This window comes from Candidatus Poriferisodalis sp., from assembly GCF_965208485.1.
In the GTDB taxonomy this organism is placed as follows: domain Bacteria; phylum Actinomycetota; class Acidimicrobiia; order Acidimicrobiales; family Poriferisodalaceae; genus Poriferisodalis.
Genome location: NZ_OZ242344.1, coordinates 262,082 through 280,428, shown reverse-complemented (window position 1 = coordinate 280,428; position 18,347 = coordinate 262,082). Strand labels below are relative to the sequence as shown.

At 66.9% G+C, this 18,347-nt stretch carries 17 protein-coding genes and 1 other RNA gene; 5 read left to right on the top strand and 13 right to left on the bottom strand.

What is annotated here, in order from left to right; translation table 11 throughout:
• Nucleotides 1-16: 16 nt before the first annotated feature.
• From ACOGXQ_RS01325 to queG, 4 genes are all read right to left on the bottom strand, one after another.
• Nucleotides 17-1,201: an aminotransferase class I/II-fold pyridoxal phosphate-dependent enzyme gene (locus ACOGXQ_RS01325; RefSeq protein WP_419945669.1), complete on the bottom strand. Its 1,185-nt coding sequence runs from the start codon at nt 1,199-1,201 to the stop codon at nt 17-19.
• Nucleotides 1,202-1,226: 25 nt separating this feature from the next.
• The gene (locus tag ACOGXQ_RS01320; RefSeq protein ID WP_419945668.1) at nt 1,227-1,667 is read right to left on the bottom strand and encodes an SRPBCC family protein; all 441 of its coding nucleotides are present in this window, start codon (nt 1,665-1,667) and stop codon (nt 1,227-1,229) included.
• A 281-nt stretch (nt 1,668-1,948) separates the two neighbouring features.
• A complete protein-coding gene (locus ACOGXQ_RS01315) occupies nt 1,949-3,061 on the bottom strand; it encodes a glycosyltransferase family 4 protein (protein WP_419945667.1) in 1,113 nt (370 codons plus the stop codon).
• A complete protein-coding gene (gene queG / locus ACOGXQ_RS01310; protein ID WP_419945666.1) occupies nt 3,061-4,263 on the bottom strand; it encodes a tRNA epoxyqueuosine(34) reductase QueG in 1,203 nt (400 codons plus the stop codon). Before queG ends, ACOGXQ_RS01315 begins: the two co-directional genes overlap by 1 nt.
• 105 nt (nt 4,264-4,368) lie before the next feature.
• On the opposite strand from queG, the gene ACOGXQ_RS01305 reads away from it, so the two are divergent.
• Nucleotides 4,369-5,307, top strand: a complete 939-nt coding sequence (locus ACOGXQ_RS01305; protein WP_419945665.1) for a serine/threonine-protein kinase — start codon at nt 4,369-4,371, stop codon at nt 5,305-5,307.
• Between the two features lie 10 nt (nt 5,308-5,317).
• Here the strand turns inward: ACOGXQ_RS01305 and ACOGXQ_RS01300 are convergent, their stop codons facing one another.
• Genes ACOGXQ_RS01300 through ACOGXQ_RS01290 form a run of 3 tightly spaced genes read right to left on the bottom strand, consistent with a single transcriptional unit; the run spans nt 5,318 to nt 7,004 of the window.
• Nucleotides 5,318-5,554, bottom strand: coding sequence for a hypothetical protein (locus ACOGXQ_RS01300; protein ID WP_419945664.1), 237 nt, complete (start codon nt 5,552-5,554; stop codon nt 5,318-5,320).
• Nucleotide 5,555: 1 nt separating this feature from the next.
• The gene (gene trpD / locus ACOGXQ_RS01295; protein WP_419945663.1) at nt 5,556-6,653 is read right to left on the bottom strand and encodes an anthranilate phosphoribosyltransferase; all 1,098 of its coding nucleotides are present in this window, start codon (nt 6,651-6,653) and stop codon (nt 5,556-5,558) included.
• Nucleotides 6,654-6,701: 48 nt separating this feature from the next.
• Entirely contained in the window at nt 6,702-7,004 is a 303-nt protein-coding gene (locus ACOGXQ_RS01290) for a WhiB family transcriptional regulator (RefSeq protein WP_419945662.1), read from the bottom strand.
• A gap of 258 nt (nt 7,005-7,262) precedes the next feature.
• Here ACOGXQ_RS01290 and ACOGXQ_RS01285 point away from each other — a divergent pair, with 258 nt between their 5' ends.
• Nucleotides 7,263-7,706 (top strand): hypothetical protein, encoded by a 444-nt coding sequence (locus ACOGXQ_RS01285; RefSeq protein ID WP_419945661.1) that lies wholly within the window; start codon nt 7,263-7,265, stop codon nt 7,704-7,706.
• Nucleotides 7,707-7,746: 40 nt separating this feature from the next.
• Nucleotides 7,747-8,132, top strand: an RNA gene (gene rnpB, locus ACOGXQ_RS01280) — RNase P RNA component class A.
• A gap of 51 nt (nt 8,133-8,183) precedes the next feature.
• Here the strand turns inward: rnpB and ACOGXQ_RS01275 are convergent.
• Genes ACOGXQ_RS01275 through ACOGXQ_RS01260 form a run of 4 tightly spaced genes read right to left on the bottom strand, consistent with a single transcriptional unit; the run spans nt 8,184 to nt 12,465 of the window.
• On the bottom strand, nt 8,184-8,786 hold the full coding sequence (locus ACOGXQ_RS01275; RefSeq protein ID WP_419945660.1) for a histidine phosphatase family protein: 603 nt from the start codon (nt 8,784-8,786) through the stop codon (nt 8,184-8,186).
• 57 nt (nt 8,787-8,843) lie between these two features.
• Complete coding sequence (locus ACOGXQ_RS01270) at nt 8,844-9,356, bottom strand: hypothetical protein (protein ID WP_419945659.1); 513 nt, start codon at nt 9,354-9,356, stop codon at nt 8,844-8,846.
• 34 nt (nt 9,357-9,390) lie between these two features.
• A complete protein-coding gene (locus tag ACOGXQ_RS01265; RefSeq protein WP_419945658.1) occupies nt 9,391-10,140 on the bottom strand; it encodes a zinc ribbon domain-containing protein in 750 nt (249 codons plus the stop codon).
• A 33-nt stretch (nt 10,141-10,173) separates the two neighbouring features.
• Entirely contained in the window at nt 10,174-12,465 is a 2,292-nt protein-coding gene (locus ACOGXQ_RS01260; RefSeq protein ID WP_419945657.1) for a transglycosylase domain-containing protein, read from the bottom strand.
• 94 nt (nt 12,466-12,559) lie between these two features.
• Here ACOGXQ_RS01260 and ACOGXQ_RS01255 point away from each other — a divergent pair, with 94 nt between their 5' ends.
• Nucleotides 12,560-13,264: a thiamine diphosphokinase gene (locus ACOGXQ_RS01255; RefSeq protein ID WP_419945656.1), complete on the top strand. Its 705-nt coding sequence runs from the start codon at nt 12,560-12,562 to the stop codon at nt 13,262-13,264.
• A 115-nt stretch (nt 13,265-13,379) separates the two neighbouring features.
• Nucleotides 13,380-14,495 (top strand): hypothetical protein, encoded by a 1,116-nt coding sequence (locus ACOGXQ_RS01250; protein ID WP_419945655.1) that lies wholly within the window; start codon nt 13,380-13,382, stop codon nt 14,493-14,495.
• Between the two features lie 23 nt (nt 14,496-14,518).
• Here the strand turns inward: ACOGXQ_RS01250 and ACOGXQ_RS01245 are convergent, their stop codons facing one another.
• Both ACOGXQ_RS01245 and ACOGXQ_RS01240 read right to left on the bottom strand, forming a co-directional pair.
• Nucleotides 14,519-16,003 carry a glycoside hydrolase family 3 N-terminal domain-containing protein gene (locus ACOGXQ_RS01245; protein WP_419945654.1) on the bottom strand — a complete coding sequence of 495 codons (1,485 nt, stop codon included), beginning with the start codon at nt 16,001-16,003 and terminating at the stop codon, nt 14,519-14,521.
• Nucleotides 16,004-16,101: 98 nt separating this feature from the next.
• Nucleotides 16,102-18,339 (bottom strand): thioredoxin-like domain-containing protein, encoded by a 2,238-nt coding sequence (locus ACOGXQ_RS01240; protein ID WP_419947448.1) that lies wholly within the window; start codon nt 18,337-18,339, stop codon nt 16,102-16,104.
• Between the last annotated feature and the right edge of the window lie 8 nt (nt 18,340-18,347).

Genomic DNA, 18,347 nt, shown 5'->3' with positions numbered 1-18,347 from the left:
CCCACCCAAGCCGGTGTCAGCCCGGCGGCGCCAGCGCGTCGAGCACAGTGCGCATCTGCGTGACTGCCTGGCGGATGCGGTGCTCGTTCTCGACCAGCGCGAACCGCACGTGGCCCTCTCCCCCCGGTCCGAAGCCGACACCAGGCGACAGGGCCACGTTTGCCTCGTTCACCAGCAACTTGCAGAACTCGACCGAACCCAAGTGCCGGTACGGTTCGGGGATCCTCGCCCAAGCGAACATCGTCCCCTTCGGCGGTGCGAGGTCCCAGCCGATGCGCCCGAGTCCGCGCACCAGCGCATCCCTGCGGTTGCGATAGGTCTCGCGAACCTCGGAGGGGAAGTCGCGGTTTTCGTTCATGACCACCGTGGCTGCGATCTGGATCGGCTGGAACGTGCCGTAGTCGAGATAGCTCTTGAGCTTGGCGAGCGCTGCGATCACCTCGGCGTTGCCCATGCAGAAGGCCACCCGCCACCCCGCCATCGAGTACGACTTGGTGAGGCTGTAGAACTCGACCGCGACTTCCTTGGCACCGTCGGCCTGCAGAATCGAGGGCGGCTCGTAACCGTCGAATCCCAGATCGGCGTATGCAAAGTCGTGAACGAGCAGCACCTCCCGCTCGCGGGCGAAGTCCACGATCCGTTGCATGAACTCCCCGTCGACGCATGCCGTGGTGGGATTGTGCGGGAACGACAGCACGATCACCCGCGGCCGGGGCCACGAGTACTCGAATCTCTCCACCAGCCGCTCGAAGAACGTCTCGCCGACATCGAGCGGCACCTCCCGCACGCTGGCCCCCGTAAACAGCGGCCCGAAGAGGTGAATCGGGTACGAGGGCGCCGGCACGAGGCAGGCGTCGCCCGGACCCAGCAGCGTCCACATGAGATGCGAGAAGCCCTCCTTCGCACCGATCGTGTTGATGACCTCGGTATCGGGGTCGAGCTCGACCCCCCACTGGCGCCGATACAGGTCAGCGGCCGATTCACGCAGCTTGGGAATGCCGCGGCTGGCCGAGTAGCGATGGTTTCGTACGTTGAGCGCCGCTTCTGCCAGCTTCTTGACAGCGCGCTCGGGCGAAGGCAGATCAGGATTGCCGAAGCCCAAGTCGATCACGTCGGCACCAGCTCGCCGACGCTCGATCTTGAGCGTGTCGATGATCGTGAAGACGTAGGGCGGCAAGCCCTCGATGCGGCGGAACTCCATGGCCGAGGGGAACTCCGAGGTCGCCCTAGCCCAAGGGGCCGGTCTCGAGCCGAGCCGCGAAGTCAGCGAGCGCGGTGTGGGCGATCCGCCGCTCCGCCCGGCGCTTGACGAATCCCGGCAGCGGAACGGCGAGTTCCAAGGCGAGCTGGTACAGCACTTCCGTGCGTCCGGGCTCGGCCGTCAGGTTGAACTCGTAGCGACCGTCGAGCTGTTTGACGACATCGCCGTCGACGAGCTTCCACCTCAGTCGGTGAGGTGCTCCGCCGTGGTCGTACGCAAGCGTGTAGCTGGCAGTGCGCCCGAGTGCTTCGACGCGGAACGCGGCTTGCTCGACACGACCGTCGAGATCGCGCTCGACGACCGAGACGGACGAGATGTCGGTGGCCCATTCGGGGTAGCGCTCGATGTCTGCGATCAGCGCGTAACAGTCATCAGGCGACGCCGTCACGACTGTAGTCATTGTCATCTCGTCGATCATGGCGACGTTCCCGGTTCGCTGTCGTGGTCACACCATTGTCTCAGGACACGGCCCTCGAACGGCTGCAATTTGTGCATCGATTCGTCGACAGTCGTCCAACGCATTGCAAACAGCGCAGCAAAAGGCTGGAGAGCCGCGCAGGCTGGCAACCTTTCTGTTGTCGCACCTGCTGTGTCCCGCTCTTGTTCTCAATCTCGAATCGATATGCGCTCACGGCCGCCCGGGCCACGGCTTCGCCTGCCGGCTCAGCCTCTTGGCAGCGGGAGCGGTCAGGACAGGGCTGCGACAAGGCGCCGCGCCCCGATGTCGTAAGCAAAGTGCTCGGTTGCTGCGGCACGCGCGGCACTGCCCATCTCTGCTCGTCGAGCTGGATCTGACAGCAATTGCGATATCGCATCGGCGACCTCGACCGTCTCGTCCGGCCGGTCGACGACAAGGCCCGTGTGGCCATGCCAGACGGCCTCGTGACTCCCGCCCGAACGTCCTGCGACGGCTGCGATGCCGCACGCCGCCGCTTCGGCGAACACGATGCCGAAGCCCTCTTGCTCGAGTCCGGTCCAGCGGCTGCGGCAGGGTGCAGCGAAGACGTCGCCCATGGCCATGACCTCGGGCAGCTCGGACGCGCTCACGCGGCCTAGGAAGCGAATCGTCGCCGCGTTGTCCCGTGCTAGGCGCTCAAGTCGCGCCCGATCCCGACCTGCGCCTGCGACGGCGAGCGCAAGCCCCCGATGGCCGGCGGCCAGTGTCGAGACGGCGCTGATGACCGTATCGACACCCTTGCGCGGCACCAGCCTGCTCAGGCTCACCACAAGCGGTCCGTCATCTAATCCGTAGCGGGCTCGAATCGAGCGTCGCTCGTCGGAGTCTCGCGGGACAAACCGCTCTGTGTCGACACCGGGCGGCACCTCGACGATCGGCAGCGCTGCGCCCGCACAGCGCCGGGCTTCTGCTGCGGCGTATCCGCCGGCAGAGATGATCAGCGAAGCGGACCGCAGGACGCGGGCCATCAGTGCAGTGAACCCGGGCAGACGCGCGGGGATCGCGACCTCGGCGCCGTGCAGCACGACGCCATAGCTCAGACCCAATCGAGGGCCGAGGACCCCGAGCGGCAGCGCAGGGTCGAGCAGGACCAATTCAGCGCCCATCTCGTTTGCCAGCGACCGGATCTGCCGTGCGAGGCCACGATGGGGCAACAGGACAGGGTCGCGGGTTCGCACGATGCGCATCGGCGCGGCAGCATCGAACGTCGCCGCGCCCCGGTAGGGCGTGGTCAGCACCGTGACGCCTTCGGTGGGCAGCCGCCGCCACAGGTCCCACAGGTAGTTCTGGATCCCGCCGATCTTGGGCGGGAAGTCATTTGTGACCAGCAGATGCGGTCGCATCAGCCGCTGCTGATCCTGGGTCCGGTCGAACGGGCAAGCTCGGCGGCGACCATGCCGTCCGAGTCGTGCGTCAAGAAGCCAACTGCCTTTGCGCCTTCGACCAGATCGTCCCGGCCGAGACGGCGGGCCGCCCACACTGCGTGGCTGGCAACCACGGCCGAGGGCGAGGCGAGCGCCTCGCGAACGACCTCCTCGACATCCGGATCGGTGGGGTCGCCGACATTGCCGAGAACGATCAGCGCGTTGCGACGCAGGTACTCAGGCCTGCGTCGGGGGATGTACCAGTGCCCGAACGTTCCCATGAGGTCGTCGTCGGTCATTCCCAGCAAAGCGACGACGTCGATCGAGCCGCGGCGCGCATCGCGGCCCGCTCCGACTTGGACTGGTTGACGCTGCGAACGAGTCCGTCGGTCGTGGGACAGTCCGCTGATCGGGTCGTTGTAGGGGCAGACAACCTGGCAGTCATCACAGCCGTAGATCCGATGGCCCAACGCGTCTCGGTGTTCGGGCGGAAATGCGCCGGGCGCCTGGACGAGCCACGCCAGGCACCGGCGTGCATCGAGCACTCCCGCCTCGTCCAAGGCGCCGGTGGGACAGGCTGTCTGGCAGCGACGGCACGGGCCGCAACCGTCGGGTTGGGCTTCTGCTGCGACGGGGAGCCCCGCTGTCGTCACCACCGAGCCCAGAACGGTCCACGAGCCCAGCTCGCGCGACAGCAGCATCGTGTTGCGGCCCAGCCAGCCGAGTCCGGCACGGGCCGCCGCCGCCCGATCGGTGAGGCGGTTGTCGTCGCAGACGATCTGAGCATCGTGGCCGTCGTGGCGCAGGATCTCGCTGATCCTCTCGAGCCCGTCGCGCAGCTCCCCGTAGGCATCGGTCGCGACGTAGGCCGCAACAGCAGCGCTGTTGGCCCGGCGGATCCCACTGACGTCGGGGGCGTCCTCCTCGGGCGGACGGTAGACGCGTGCGCACACCACGATGCTGCGCGCCCCAGCCAAGATCGATGCCGGTGTGGTCGAGCGCTCGGGTCGCCCGTAGGTGAACCACATCCCGGCGTGCAGCCCGGCGGTTTTGCGCTCGATGATGGCGCGCCGCTCAGCGAGAAATGGCGCCACATCGGTCACGCCCACTGCATCGAGACCGGCATCTGCGGCAGCCTGCCGGATCTTGCCCAGCAGCGTCGATTCAGCCCGCTCAGTCACGGGATCAGTGTGCCGCGGCCGCCCCAGAGACACTGAGGACGGGACGCGGCCCCGTTCGGGCGGGTCGTCTTATGCTGGAATTGGCGACAAGCCGCGGCCGGTGCGATGTACGAAGACCAAACTGACGTCTGGGTTGGCCGTCAATACGGCCCGTACAAAATCACCGGGGTGCTGGGTCGTGGCACGGTGGCGCACTGCTACCGGGCGACGACGCTGAGAGGCGACGAGGTCGGCCTCAAGGTGCTGACACCCTTCGCCGAGGCTCGCGCGGAGGTCCGGTCGCTCTTCGAGCAGGAATACGAACTCATGGCCCGCCTGGATCATCCCAATGTTCTCGCAGTGCACGGTGCTGGGGTGATCGGCGGAGCGCACTACATCGAGATGGAGATTGTCGAGGGCGAGACTTTGGCGGACAGATGCGCCAGCCGCCACCCGCCGTCGCTGGCAGAAGGCATCGCCGCGATCCAGCAGATCTGCGCTGCGCTCGACCATGTCCACGAACGCCGGATCGTCCATCGCGATGTCAAGCCGTCGAACATCATGCTCGACCCCCAACCCGAAGGCGGCGATCGGGCAGTGCTGTTCGACTTCGGCCTCGCACATGACCTTGACGGCCCGCCCTCGCCGCCGGGTCGGGTGTACGGCTCGCCGATGTACCTCTCTCCCGAGCAGGCCTTGGCGAATCCTGTCGACGCCCGCACCGACATCTACGGCCTCGGTTCGACGCTGTATGTCCTGACGGTTGGCTCGGCCCCGTTCTATGGCGAGCGGAACGATCTCCTGCATGCTCATGTCCGCTTTCCGCCGCCGGATCCGGCTGAGCGGGGGGTGTCGCCCGAGCTGTCGGAGATCATCCTGACGGCGATGGCAAAAGCACCCGACGACCGCTTCGCCGGCGGTGCCGACCTCGCCGCAGCCTTGGCTGCCCTCGAGATTCCCGCCCACGAGAGCGAACGCCGTCGAGGGTTCTTGCGCCGGCTGAGAGACCGGGCACAAAGCACAGCGCCGGCTGAGAGACCGGGCACAAAGCACAGCGCCGGCTGAGAGACCGGATTCAGCTCACGCCGTGCCGGTAACGCTCGACGACCTCGGCTTCGTCGACGCCGTAGACCAAGACTGTGGAGACCGGTGCCTGGTCGAAGGAGACGATCGCCATGACGCGGCGATCCCCCGGCCGCACCCCGACGACGGTGCCCGTCATGCCCACCAGCGAGTCTCGACGTTCGTCGTTGGTGCCTGTCAGCCGGATGATGTCCCCGACGCCGAACGGCAGGGACAGGCCGACGACCATGTCAGCCGACGCCTGCGGCCAGATCGTTCGTGAGGGCGATTGCCGCCTTGAGCTTGGCGGCGGCGCGCCCGTCGGCCACCGCCTCTCGGGCCATCTCGAACCCCTCGGCGAAGTCCGCTGCGAGGCCCGCCACGACCAGCCCGGCGCCGGCGTTCAGACACACGATGTCCGCTCGAGGGCCGATCTCGGACCCTGACAGGATCGCCCGGAGAATGTCGGCATTCTGCTGTGGGGTGCCGCCGAACAGAGCCGCACGGTTGACTCGCTCCAAGCCGATCGACGCGGGATCGAATTGGTACTCGTCGACGATCTCGCTGTCACGGACGTCGTAGATGCGGGTGAGATCGGTCAAGGTGATCTCATCCAGCCGGTCTGCACCGTGGACGACCAAGGAACGTTCAGATCCACGCGCGGCCAGCACGCCTGCTACCCGCGGCGCCATCACCGGATCGCTCACGCCGAGCAATTGGCGCTTCACGCGACCGGGATTCGAGAGCGGACCCAAGAAGTTGAACGTAGTAGGAACGCCCAATTCGCTGCGCACCGGTGCGGCGAAGCGCATAGCCGGATGGAACAGCTTGGCGAACGCGAAGCCAAGCCCGATCTCGGCGATGCAGCGCTCAACTTCAGGCCCACCCAGCTCGGTCGCGAGGCCGAGCGCAGTGAGCGTGTCGAATGAACCGGACGACGACGTGGCCGCCACGGAGCCGTGCTTGCAGATCACCGCGCCTGCGCCAGCAGCTACGAACGAGGCCATGGTCGACACGCTGAGCGCATGCTGTTGGCGTACGGGAGCACCACCGCTGCCCACGATGTCAATGGCCCCGGGGGGCGCCGCGAGCGGTACAGCGTTGTCGAGCATCGCGTCGACGAGGCCGGTGAGCTCGAGAACCGACCCCCCCTTCATGCCGAGAGCAATGATGAAGCCGGCGAGTTGGGCGTCGGTCGCGCCGGAGCTCAGGACGCTCCTCAATGCCGCCCGGGCAACCTCAGGACTCAGGTCGATCCCGTTGATCAAGTCGGTCAGCACGGCCTTCCAGCCTCCGTAGTGCGTCAGAGAAGGCGCGTCGGCGTCACTGTTGGCAGCGGCTGTATTCACGCACCGGAGGCTAGCTAGGCACCTCGGGCGGTCTTGTCGGCTCTGCAGTCAACTGGATGCGGCTGCGGCCTGGGCGTTGCGGGCGCGCGCTGCGGCGCGGCGGCGGCGGCGAACGATGCGTACACGCTCGACGGCCGTCTGCCCGCCCCAGACGCCATCCTTCTCCCGAACAGCGATCGCGTACTCCAAGCATTCGCCTGAGACCGCACACGCCGCACAGACCGCCTTCGCCTCAAACGCCGTCTCGTCATCCTCGGAGGGATAGAAGATCTCCGCTTCGAGGCCTCGACAGGCAGCGTGGCGCTGCCATTCGAGCATGTCGACGACGAGGCTGTCCTGGTCGGAGGCCACGACTCGAACTGGTACCGAGGGCGCAGACCGCCGGCCCTCGGTCGCCGGACTGACGCGTGCCGTTGCTGTGACAGTGCTCATCCCACGCGCAATCTTGCCGATCGGATGCCGCTTGTCAAGGCCTTATTGAGCGTTCAGTAGCCACCGATTGTTCCATGTAGTGACCGATGTCCCGCCGGCGCAGACTGTTTGCGCACACGCAGGCACCTCTGGGTCCCTGCATTGCCGATCCTTCGCCGCCGGGCAGTGAGGACATCGATGCGCAGTCTGTTGGGAGTCTTCGGCCGAACCGCGGAGCGACGGGCCGTCGTGCCCGGAGCGATCATGTCCACCGGCACCGCGCTGGTCGTGGGTGTCGGGGGAGGCAGCCTGGTTGCTGAGCAGACCCCGGCTGCCTATGCCGTGAACGGATTGCTGTTCGGCGGCTTGATCGCCGGGGGCGCGGTCGCCGCCTTCCGAGCGAGCGAGAACCATCTCCTCACGGCGATCCTGACCTCCGGCCCAGTGATAATCCTTGCCGTGGTGGTGCAGACAATCCGCCGCTTCGGCCCCGGCGAGGCTGTCGGGGCGCTCGGGATTCCCCTTGTGATGCTGCTGTCTGCCTCGCTGGCATCGTTGGGGGGTGTGCTCGGGACCATGGCGCGCCATCGTCGGCGGTCGCTCCTCGATCCGGAGCGACCGCGACACCGAGGAAATCGCTGACTTGAGTGGCGAGCCACCGAAGTAGCCTTCAGGATTGCGGTGAGTCGGCCGGGTGGCCGCGGACTGAGCTGCTTCGTCGGACCGCAGCGTGCGAGCCGGCGGTCAATGCGCAGTCCGAGGAAGGTCGGGACTCCACAGGGCAGGGAGCTGGCTTGCAACCAGGCGCCGCGAGGCGACGGAAAGTGCAACAGAGAACAGACCGCCGATGGACCGGGCACCACCCGGTCACAGGCAAGGGTGAAACGGTGCGGTAAGAGCGCACCATCGCCGGGGGCGACTCCGGCGGATCGGCAAACCCCTCCCGGAGCAAGGCCAAGCAGGGGTCGGGCGGCCCGTCTGATGATCCCGGGTAGGCCGCTCAGATGGATGGCCACCCCGACGGCACCAGCCGACGGACAGAATCCCGCCTACAGGCCGACTCACCGCACCATCGGCCGTCTCGCTGGGCGACCGGCCAGCGCACATGACGAATCGCGGTCAGCCTCTGTCGCTCAAGTGCGCTGTGTCGTTGTAGGACACCAGTCGCTGCTGGTGTCCCCTGAATCCGATCCTGGTGATCTGGGCCTGCGACACATGCAGATGCCACGAAATCTCATTGGGAGTGCCCAGCGTCCATTTCACCGCCGACTTGATCGGGGAGACATGCGTGAAGACGGCGACCCTCCCCTCAGCAGCCTCCGCAGCCAGCTCGTCGCATGCCGCTGCGACCCGCTCATTGAGCTCGGCGAGCGATTCGCCTCCCGGCGGGGCGAACCCAGGGTCGGCCCGCCAGCGCTGCCACCGCTCGGTGCGAATCTCTGAGACCGGTATGCCGTCCCACTCGCCGTAGTCCAGCTCCGACCAGCGTGCATCGACGGAGATCTCCAAGCCGAGCAGCTTCGCAGTGGCCTCGGCCGTCTGGCGCGCTCGCAGCAGCGGCGAGCAGAGGATGCGATCCGGCCGGTCATCAGGCAAGCTCAGCGCGGCAGCGATCTGCTCCGCCTGCTCCATGCCGACCGCATCCAGCTCATTGTCGGCGCGGCCCTGCAGCAACCCGGCCGCGTTGGCACTCGTGCGCCCGTGGCGCACGAGCATCAGCATGGGCGCCCGTGGCGCACGAGCATCAGCATGGGCGCCCGTGGCGCACGAGCATCATGGTCAGGTTCCCCCGTCTCGGCGCTGCTGAGATCCGGCCGGGTAGCGCAAGCGCCCGGCACGCCAGAAGTCTGCCCTGCGCGCAGGGTCCTGTGCGAATCCGGCGGAACGCCACACCCACCAGCAGCCGGCAATGCCTGCCGACTCCATCGCGACATTCAGCCATACCGGTCGAGACGCGAGCGGCAGCGTCGTGGCGATGCTCACACCGCCCACGGGCCACCAGAACAGGTCGGACTGCAGCCACGCACCGTCGAAGAGCTGATGCCAGAACACCCCGATCGGCAGTGCCAGCCAGCGGCGTCGTGCCCGCCTGCGTCCCATGGTGACCAGCATCACCGCGACGAGGCCGGCTGCCGGCAGCATCAACGAGTGCGTGACAGGCGCCCCACCGCTTGCCGTGTACAGCACATCGGGCAGCAAAGCGCCGGCGACGATGATGCGATGATCGATGGCGGGGTCGCCGAACGACCACCGCATCGCCAGCAGCGACGTCGCCACGAACCACAACAGCATCAGATGACTCGCCCGCAGCGCTGAACCGGAGGACTCAGCGAACCAGCAAAGCGCCGCAGTGAGGACACTCGGCCAACTTGTCCGGTTCGAGATGAGCGATGCGCTCGTGATCCACCGAGGGGACCTCAAGGTGGCATGCACTGCAGGTGGTCCCGATCAGCCGTCCCACAACCGGCTCGCCACGCGCAACGGCTCGCCGCTGCTCGTACACCGAGATCAGCTCCGGGTCTGCCGATGCAACCAGAGCTTCTCGTTCGACGAGCACTCCATTGCGCTCGGTCTCGGCTTCGCGCTCTGCAATGGCAATTGCAGCGTCGAGATCCTGCCTGCGTGAGGTGGCCTCCGACTGTCGAGCAGCCAAGGCATCACGCTCGCTGTTGAGAGGCTCGAGCTGTTCCATCAGATCGAGGATCCGATCCTCGATCTCTATCTGACGCCGCCCGAGCGCATCAGCTTCGGCGGTGAGCGCTTCGGCTTCTCTCGGCGAGGTGAGGTGGCTCTCGTACAGGCGCTCGGTGTTCTGCGCTCGCTTGGACTCAATGCGAGCGACCTCGTCCTCGTGCCTGCGCTGCTGTCGCTCGAGATCGGCGATGCGACCCTCGAGTGCTCGCATCGCCGATCCCCATGCAGTCAGCTGGGTGTCGATGCCAGCGCGGGCCTCGCGGTCTCCCAAGTGGGCAACTCGATGATCGATCTGCTGGAGCCGCACGTCGAGATCTTGCAGCAGCGCAAGCGTCCCTAGGCGGCTTGTTGGATGTGCTGGCTCGAAAGCGTCTGATGTCATCGCTTTGTGGTGATGGAGGCAACAAGCTTGGGTTCAGGCTTGGTCGTCTTCGGTCGCGTCCACGCTAGAGGCCCCCTCCCCCTGTTCGGACTGTTCGGAGCTGCCCGATGTGAGGCTCTCAGGAGCGGGGGCGCCATGCGTATCACCGAGCGACTCCGCCGCGCTCGCTGCGAGCTCGGCGGCGATCTGGGTGCAGCGAATCCACTCGAATCGCGTCTCGCCATCCGCAGCGGGAACCGCAACCCTGCACAACGCATCGGGCAACGGTTCGAATTCGTTGCCGGCCGTCGGGCGGACCATGCTGCAGGGCAGGTCGAATTCGAGCGGAGGCTCCGACGGCAACACCGAGACGGCGACGGTGCAGGTGTCGCCGGCGACGAACAGGTACTGGCTGGCCCGGGGCGGGGGCGGTGCCGGATCGAATTCCAGCAGTGGCGTGGCATCCAGCGCCTCGCCCATGTAGGCAGACCAGACACGAGCCGGGATCCAGCCCCCCGTCGCCCGCCGTCCCTGGATCTCTCCCATCGGAACCTGCTCGTCGGGATGGCCCATCCATACGGCTGTCGACATATGAGGCGTGAATCCCACGAACCACGCGTCATGGAACGCCTGCGTGGTGCCGGTCTTGCCAGCCGAGACCTGGCCGCTTGTGAGCTGTGAGCGCGTTCCCGTCCCTGATTCCACATTTGCTTCGAGCACTGCGGTCACCCAGTCCGCCGTCGAATCCGACACCACCCTGCGGCCATGCGGCACGTGCTCATAGATCACTTCCCCGAAGTTGTTCTCGATTCGGGTGACGTAGAACGGCTCCATCCGGATGCCGCCGTTGGCGAACGTGCCGTATCCCACCGCTTGCTCGAGCGGCGTGACCTCTTGGGCGCCCAACGAGATGGATGGATAGGGCAGGAAGCCGTCGTCGCCTGATCGGCCGATGAGACGGTTCGCCATCTCGACGACCTCATCGAGTCCGATGGCCAAGCCCAGCCGGACGAATGCGCAGTTGGAACTGGCGGTTGCCTGATCCTCCAAGGTGGCCAGGCGCCCGGGGCTGTTCGCGAAATTCGAGACCTCGTAGTCCGCGAGTGGGGGGTTGGGGAAGACGCAGGGTCCCTGCCCGCTGATCGTGTCGAACGGGTAGAAGTCGGCCTGTTCGATCGCGGCAGCCAAGACATAGGTCTTGTACGAGGAACCCGGCTGGCGGAGGCCTTGGGTGGCCAGATTGAACTCGGAGTCGCTGAACGCCGGACCGCCGATGAAGGCAAGCACAGCTCCTGTGGTGGGGTCGACGCTGGCGATGGACACCTCGAACTCGCCGGTGCCCTCAGGCAGAACCTCGGAGACCGCGGCACGCATGGCCGACTGCAGGTCGGGACGCAGCGTTGTCCACACGCGCAGTCCCCCACCGAAGACTTGGCTGAAGCGGGCCTGATAGGTGTCACCCAAGGCGGGGTTTGCCAGCAGCGCCTTGCGCACCTCGACCAAGAAGTAGTCGCGGCGCAGCGTCATGTCGGTGCGCCGCGGTGACAGGTTGCGGGCCGGCAACGACCGGCGCTCGAAGGCAGCCTGCTGTGTCGCGGTGATGATCCCGGCATCGACTGCCTGCTGGAGCGATTGGCTGCGACGCCGCGTCATCGTCGCGATGTTCTGGTCGAAGCCGTCGAAGAGCCCTGGACTGCGGATGAGGCTGGCCAGGAATGCCGCATCGCCGACATCGAGCGCGGAGACGTCCTTGCCGAAGTAGGTCTCCGCCCCAGCCTGCAGGCCGTAGGCCCCGTTGCCGAGATACATCTCGTTGACATAGAATTCCAAGATCTCCTCCTTGGAGAATTCCTCCTCCAGTCGCGCAGCGATGACCGCTTCGCGGATCTTGCGGTTGAAGCTCCGTTCGTCGCCCACCACACGCAGCTTTACGATCTGCTGGGTGATCGTCGAGCCGCCGGACGTGATGCCGCCGGCGGACACGCCTGAGACCAGGGCCCGGGCGGTTGCTCGCAAGTCGACGCCGTTGTGCAGCCAGAACTTGGCGTCCTCGACAGCCACGATCGTGGCGAGCACGTCAGCAGGCACCTGGTCGAGGGTGATGATCTCTCGATCAACGTCGTTGACCAGAATGCCGATCGGATTGCCTGCCGAGTCGAATACCTGCGTGCGCTGCGCCCCGGGACGCAGATCGATCGTGATGCGATCACGGTCGCGTTCGACGGCGTCGAGCGTGCGGGCGACATGGGGTGCCGAGGCGCGGGCGCCGAGCGTCACGAGTGCTGCACAGACCGCGATCATCACGGCGAGCAGAGGCAGCCGAGCGAAACGACGGATGGCATCCACGTTGAACTGCAAGGTACCGGGCTGAAGCTGCCCCAGCAGCGGCGTCGCAAGCCCATCGCGCCACAACTGCGTCTCGGCGCATCACACTGGTGGCATGGCGGGCGCTGTATCAGCCGAGTGGCTGCGGGAGGTGGCGCACCTCGATGCTCGCTGTGTCTGGATCATCGACGGAGGACCACATGTCCCTCGTCGGCTCCCGCCGGGCGAGCCGTCGTGTGTGATCGCTGTCGACCGGGGTCTGGCTCACACATTGCGATTGGGCCTGCGGCCGCATGTGGTCGTGGGAGATTTCGACTCGGTCGACGCCGGGATGCTGGCCCGGACCCGCGGCGAATGGCCCGACCTAGTGGTCCGGCGCCACCCTCCGAACAAGGCGCACAGCGATCTGGATCTCGCGTTGGGCTTCGCTTGGGGCCTCGATCCTGATCAGATCGCCCTCGCGAGCGGTGGTGGAGGGCGCCTCGACCATCTGCTGACGTCGGTGACCTTGCTGGCGCGTCCGTGCTATGCAGCGCTGCCGCTGGTTGCCCACCTCGGCCAGAGCGTGGTGCGCTCGGCCACCGCCGCCATGTCCATGGAACTGACCGCCGATGACGGCAACCTGCTGACGCTGCTCGCCGTGGGCGGCACGGCCCGCCTGCACACCACTGGATTGCGATGGGACCTGACGGGGGCAATGCCGCTGCAAAGTACAGCGACCCTCGGACTGAGCAACGAGTTCATCGGGCGCCTGGCACTGGTGCACGTTGCATCAGGCACTGTGCTGGCACTGCAGGCACATGGCAAGCCGATTCCGTAGAAGCCGGACCACAGGCTCACACGCTGGACGGGTCGCACTCTGTCTCGCAGTGCTGGCGTGCGCAGGCGCGATGTTCACTGCTGCATGTGCCGACACGGGTCAGGGCTCTGCCGCCGTGCGCGTGATCACCCATCGCGACTTTCACCTGCCCGCCGACGCGCTCGAGTCCTTCACCGAATCCACCGGCATCGAAGTCGTGATCTTCCGTGAGGACACCCCCTCCGATGTGATCGAGTTGCTGGAGCGCAGCCGCGTCCATCCGGTGGCCGATGTCGTGGTGGGCATCGACACGCTGGATCTGCAGTTCGTCGTCGACAGCGGGCTGACACAGCCGTACGTCCCTTTGTCGCCTGGACCGCTGATCGAAGGCCTCACGGCCGAAGGCCACGAGCTGACACCAGTCAGCTACATCGACGCTTGCCTGAACTACCTGCCGTCGTTCTATGTCGTTCCCGATCGCCCCATCGATGAGCTGCCTGATGTCGATGTGCTGCCACCGCCTGTGCCGCGAGGCCTCGATGCTCTCTACGACCCGGCACACGCCGGCACTGCGGTGATTCCAGATGCGGCGACGAGCCGCATGGGCGTGTACCTGATGGTGGCACTGGAGCGTCTGCATCCCGAGCGCGACAGCGACGAGGTGACGCCGTGGCCTCAGGTCTTGGACCAGATGCTGCGGTGGGGCATCGAGCTGGCACCGAGCTGGGAGATTTCGACCTTCGAACGCTTCGCCGGCGGCGAGCCCCCGCCGGAGCGGCCCATCAGCCAGGATGACCCTGATCCTGTCACCCTGCCGGATCTCCGCGGCCGCCTGCCGATGACGTGGGGTACCACCGGATTGCCGTCGGTGTATGCCACCTACCAGCCGGGCCTGCCCGAGGTGCTGGACATTGCCGTCGTGACCGACGATTGCGTGCGCATCGGGTTCTATGCAGGTGTCGTGGCCGGCGCCCCGAACGAGTCGCTTGGCGGGCGCTTGATCGACTTCATGGGCGAGCCGCTCTTCCAGTTCGGCATAGGTGATCGCTTCGGGTCGAGGCCGGCGCGCAGCGACATCTTGAGCACGCCCGAGTGGCGTGAATTCGGTGTGACGGTGATCCCCTACCGGCCCGATCCGGCGTATGTCGGCGCCAACTGGAAGGAATGGCAGCTCACGTGGAGCCAAGTGGTCCGGAACTTCGAGACCGGTCCCCCGCCACCTGAGCCTGAGGTGACGGTGACGCTGCCCTAGCGCCCCCGTGCTCATTGCTCGGCCTAACGGCCGACGAGCGTCGGGTCGTACAGCACTGTGCGACCGAGGCCGTCCCGGCCTACCAGGGTGCACGCGTAGACGTCTTTGGCGCGGAACACGTTGGTTGCCGCGTCGTCGAGGCGTTCGAGGCTGAGACGGTTCTCGGAGACCGCGGCCTCGATCTCGGCGAAGGCAGCAGCAGCGCTGGCGAGATCGCCGACAAGCGCCAGATCGGCGCCGGCGGCGACGGCCAAGAGCGTTGCCTCCCTCACCGACCAGCGGCTCCGTATAGCACCCATCACCAGCGAGTCGGTCACCACCAGACCGCTGTGACCCAACTCGTCTCGCAGCAGGCCGCCGATGGCCGCAGGCGAGAGCGAAGCCGGCAAGCCGCCGGTCAATCCGGGAACATTGAGATGCCCGACCATCACTGCTGCATCGGTGCTCCCCACGACCGCCGCGAACGGGATCAGGTCCCGTGTGCGCATCTGCGCCAAGGGCGCGGTAGAAGCGAGTTCTTCGTGGGTGTCGGCGCTGGCCCCGCCGTGCCCAGGGAAGTGCTTCACCACCGGCATCACCCCCCCGGCGCTGAGGCCCTCCACCGTCGCGATGCCGTAGTCGGTCACGACGTCGGGATCATCGCCGAACGCGCGGTCGCCGATTCCCTCTCCGGCCCCGACGTCGACCACCGGGGCGAAGTTCATCGTAAAGCCGAGCTCGACCATCTTGCGGGCATGGTCGGCTGCCTGCTCGACGATCTCAGCCGGTGATCTCTGTGTCTGGGAGGCCGCCGTCGGCAGCCGTCCGATGAGCCCAGCGAGCCGCTGCACGCGCCCGCCCTCCTCGTCCACGGCGAAGATCAGCGGGATACGACCGGCGAAGTCCTGCAGCTCAGCGATACGGCGCCACACATGCTCGGTTACCGGACCCACAAGCAGGATCCCGCCGATGCGGCGGTCGCGCGCTTCCTCCACCGCAAATCCCAGCGAGCGCTCGCCCAGCGCCGTCATGATCGTCTGCCCGATCCGCACCTCCAGCGACAGTTCAGAGGTGCACCAGCGGTCCACATCAGTCCGCCAAGCGCCCGAGAGCAATTGCCGGACGGCGACACCCGACAGCCAGCCGACCGGACGCTCTTCGCCGGTCAGCACCGTCGGGCCCGGATCGCCCACCGGCACCTCCGAGCCGTCGGCCAGCAGCAGCCACACACCGAGAGCCCCCGGTGCGCCCAGCCGTGCTCCGGTGACGTCGGAGTGGATTTCAGGAGGCTCGCCGATGATCGGCAGGATGGTGGTGCCGATCGGTTCGATTGAGCCATCGACGCCGATCGCCCAGTAGCCCACGCCCCCCGGGCCGCTGAGCACTACCGCTATCCGGGGTGGGGCAGGCGCCCCGTCGGAACCGGTGTTCGTCGGCTCGGGGGCTACTGTGACCAGTGGCGGGGCATCGCCCTCGCCAGTGGACTGCGCTGCCGCAGGCGGCAGCAGCACCAGAGGACCGGCAGCCACCAGTACAAGCGCACCGATCAGCAGCCGTGCTGCGCTCTTCTGCTCAAGCCGCCATCGGGGAGCGGGCGACCGACGCTGCGCATCGGCGCAGATCGTCCTCACCCTGGTGCCAGGCGTCTGTCCAGTTCCTCAGCAGACAGCAGTTGGTGGTGCAGATAGATGCTCCTTCCACCGGCGGAGTCCACCTCGATCGGCGCGGTGAAGTTCACGTCCCGGATCAGGCAGAACGTCTCGTCCACGGCCGGGCAGTAGAACACCACCGCTGTCGCGGTCAGCACTGCCGTGCCACCGCCTGCGCTGTCTGCACTGACGGTTCCGGCCAGCAGGTACGGCAACTCGGGACCACGGGCCTCGTAGCGGGCCGATCCCTCCGGGCGCAGCACGTCACCCTCAGCAGACCATTCAAACTCGAACAGGCCATCGGAGTTGAACTTGTAGCCCTCGGGCACCCGCAGATCGAGCACGATCGCGACCGGTCCGGGAGCAACTCGCTGGGGCAGGAGCACGACGTCGTCTTCGATCACCCCGGCCATCGTCACCGTGGCGATCTCCAGATTCGACAGCACCAGCGTGGACAGTTCGCCCGTCGCCAAGTCGAGCATCCGGATGCGGTGGTTGTTCGTGTCAGCCACGTACAGGGTGTCGGATGTGGCGCTCAGCCCGCTGGGCTCAGCCAGTCGCGCATCGGCACCAGAGCCGTTGCGAAGCCCGGCGATGCCGTCGCCGGCCACGAGCGACGAGGTCATCGTGTCAAGGTCGAGCACCTTGATCTTGTGGTTATAGGTGTCTGCGATGTACAGCACGCCGCGGCCGTCTCCCCTGCCGACATGTTCGATGCCGATGGCGTGCTGCAGCAGCGTGTCGTCGAAGCTCCCCAGCTCGTCGCCCCAGACAAACAGGTGCAGCCCGACGAGTGTGGACAGCTGGCCGTCGGGGCCGAGCGAGACCTGCCGCACGGCACTTGCCTCGGGGTCGGTGAAGTAGAGCACGCCATCGGCGGCGGCGAAGCCTGACGGCTGCGACAGCGTGGCTTCGAGGCGGTTGCCGTCGTCGAGCCCTTCGGCGCCGGTGCCGGCGAAGTAGTCGATGGCGCCGCTGGTCAGGTTCATCAGCCAGATCTGGTGCCGTCCCGCGCCGGCGATGTACAGCACATCACCCTCGAGGTGCAGATCCCACGGCGATGCGATAGGTGTCTGCGCAGCGGGGCCGGGACGGAACACCGTGACAGGCTCTCCGGTGCCCGCGACAGTGGTGACTGCACGGGAGTCGAGGCTGGCTGCGCGGATCAAGTGGTTCTCGCGGTCGGCGATGTAGAGCGTGGTGCCGTCCGGCGACAAGGCCATGCCCTGGGGGCGCCGGAATGTGGCTTCGCCGAAATCGCCGTCGGCGCGCCCCTCACTGCCTGCGCCGATCACATCGATGAGCTCACCCGCGAGCGTCGCGACAAGCACGCGATGGCGACCGGTGTCCGCGATGAACAGCCGCCCGCCCGCCTCGTCGGCGAGCACCTTTCCCGGGAAGCTGAGCACGGTGGGCAGCGCCGGCGCGATCTCGAGCAACTCGCCGAGCGGCGTGGGGTCGATGAGCCCGTTCTGTCCATACTCGGCGGCCATGAGCTCGATGACCGGCTCCAGGCGCTCGTACACGCCCTCGCCGGCAATCGTGCCCACCACCTTGCCGGTCGGATCCACCACGGCCACGGTCGGCCACGCGTTCACGCCGTACTCGGCGCGCAGCAACTCCTGATCATCGTTGACGATGGGATGCTGCCGCCCGTACCGGATGGAGGCCTCCCTCACTGCTTCGGACTCGCGCTCGCTGGGGAACTTCGCCCAGTGCACCGCGATCACGACGACCTCGTCGGGATACTCGGCTTCCAGCCGGTGGAGGTCGGGAATGATGTGGATGCAGTTGATGCAGCCTTGGGTCCAGAAGTCGAGGAGGACGATCTTGCCGCGCAGGTCTCCGCTCATCGACAGCGGCCGGCTGACGTTGAACCAGTCGTATCCGGCGGGGAATTCCGGCGCCGCAACGTTCCCCTCGTACGTCAGCTCGGCCGGCTCGGCGTCCGTCATGGCGGCAACGCTGGCGGCGTCAGCCGATTCGTCATCGGCGGGACCTGTGGCATCCGTCGGTGGGACCGGCAGCGATTCGTCCGTCTCGGTCCCCGCAGCATCGCTCGGGGCCGTTGCCGGTTCGCCAGTCCCGTCCGGTTCGCCAGTGCCGCCGGGAGCACAGCCAGCCAGCAGCAGCGAGGCTGCCAAAACGCCGGCAGCGAGCCGGACGAGGCCGCTTCGCCACCGCCGCCGGACGGTCCTCCGCTCGAAAGCTCGCATCAGCACCG

Excerpts from the sequence above, each read along its gene's own strand:
- ACOGXQ_RS01315 (WP_419945667.1), bottom strand. The coding sequence starts at position 3,061 with ATGCGACCGCATCTGCTGGTCACAAATGACTTCCCGCCCAAGATCGGC.
- ACOGXQ_RS01285 (WP_419945661.1), top strand. The coding sequence starts at position 7,263 with ATGCGCAGTCTGTTGGGAGTCTTCGGCCGAACCGCGGAGCGACGGGCC.
- ACOGXQ_RS01240 (WP_419947448.1), bottom strand. The coding sequence starts at position 18,339 with ATGCGAGCTTTCGAGCGGAGGACCGTCCGGCGGCGGTGGCGAAGCGGC.
- ACOGXQ_RS01275 (WP_419945660.1), bottom strand. The coding sequence starts at position 8,786 with ATGCTGATGCTCGTGCGCCACGGGCGCACGAGTGCCAACGCGGCCGGG.
- ACOGXQ_RS01320 (WP_419945668.1), bottom strand. The coding sequence starts at position 1,667 with ATGACAATGACTACAGTCGTGACGGCGTCGCCTGATGACTGTTACGCG.
- ACOGXQ_RS01325 (WP_419945669.1), bottom strand. The coding sequence starts at position 1,201 with ATGGAGTTCCGCCGCATCGAGGGCTTGCCGCCCTACGTCTTCACGATC.
- ACOGXQ_RS01305 (WP_419945665.1), top strand. The coding sequence starts at position 4,369 with ATGTACGAAGACCAAACTGACGTCTGGGTTGGCCGTCAATACGGCCCG.
- ACOGXQ_RS01270 (WP_419945659.1), bottom strand. The coding sequence starts at position 9,356 with ATGCTGTTGTGGTTCGTGGCGACGTCGCTGCTGGCGATGCGGTGGTCG.
- ACOGXQ_RS01300 (WP_419945664.1), bottom strand. The coding sequence starts at position 5,554 with ATGGTCGTCGGCCTGTCCCTGCCGTTCGGCGTCGGGGACATCATCCGG.
- ACOGXQ_RS01255 (WP_419945656.1), top strand. The coding sequence starts at position 12,560 with ATGGCGGGCGCTGTATCAGCCGAGTGGCTGCGGGAGGTGGCGCACCTC.
- ACOGXQ_RS01265 (WP_419945658.1), bottom strand. The coding sequence starts at position 10,140 with ATGACATCAGACGCTTTCGAGCCAGCACATCCAACAAGCCGCCTAGGG.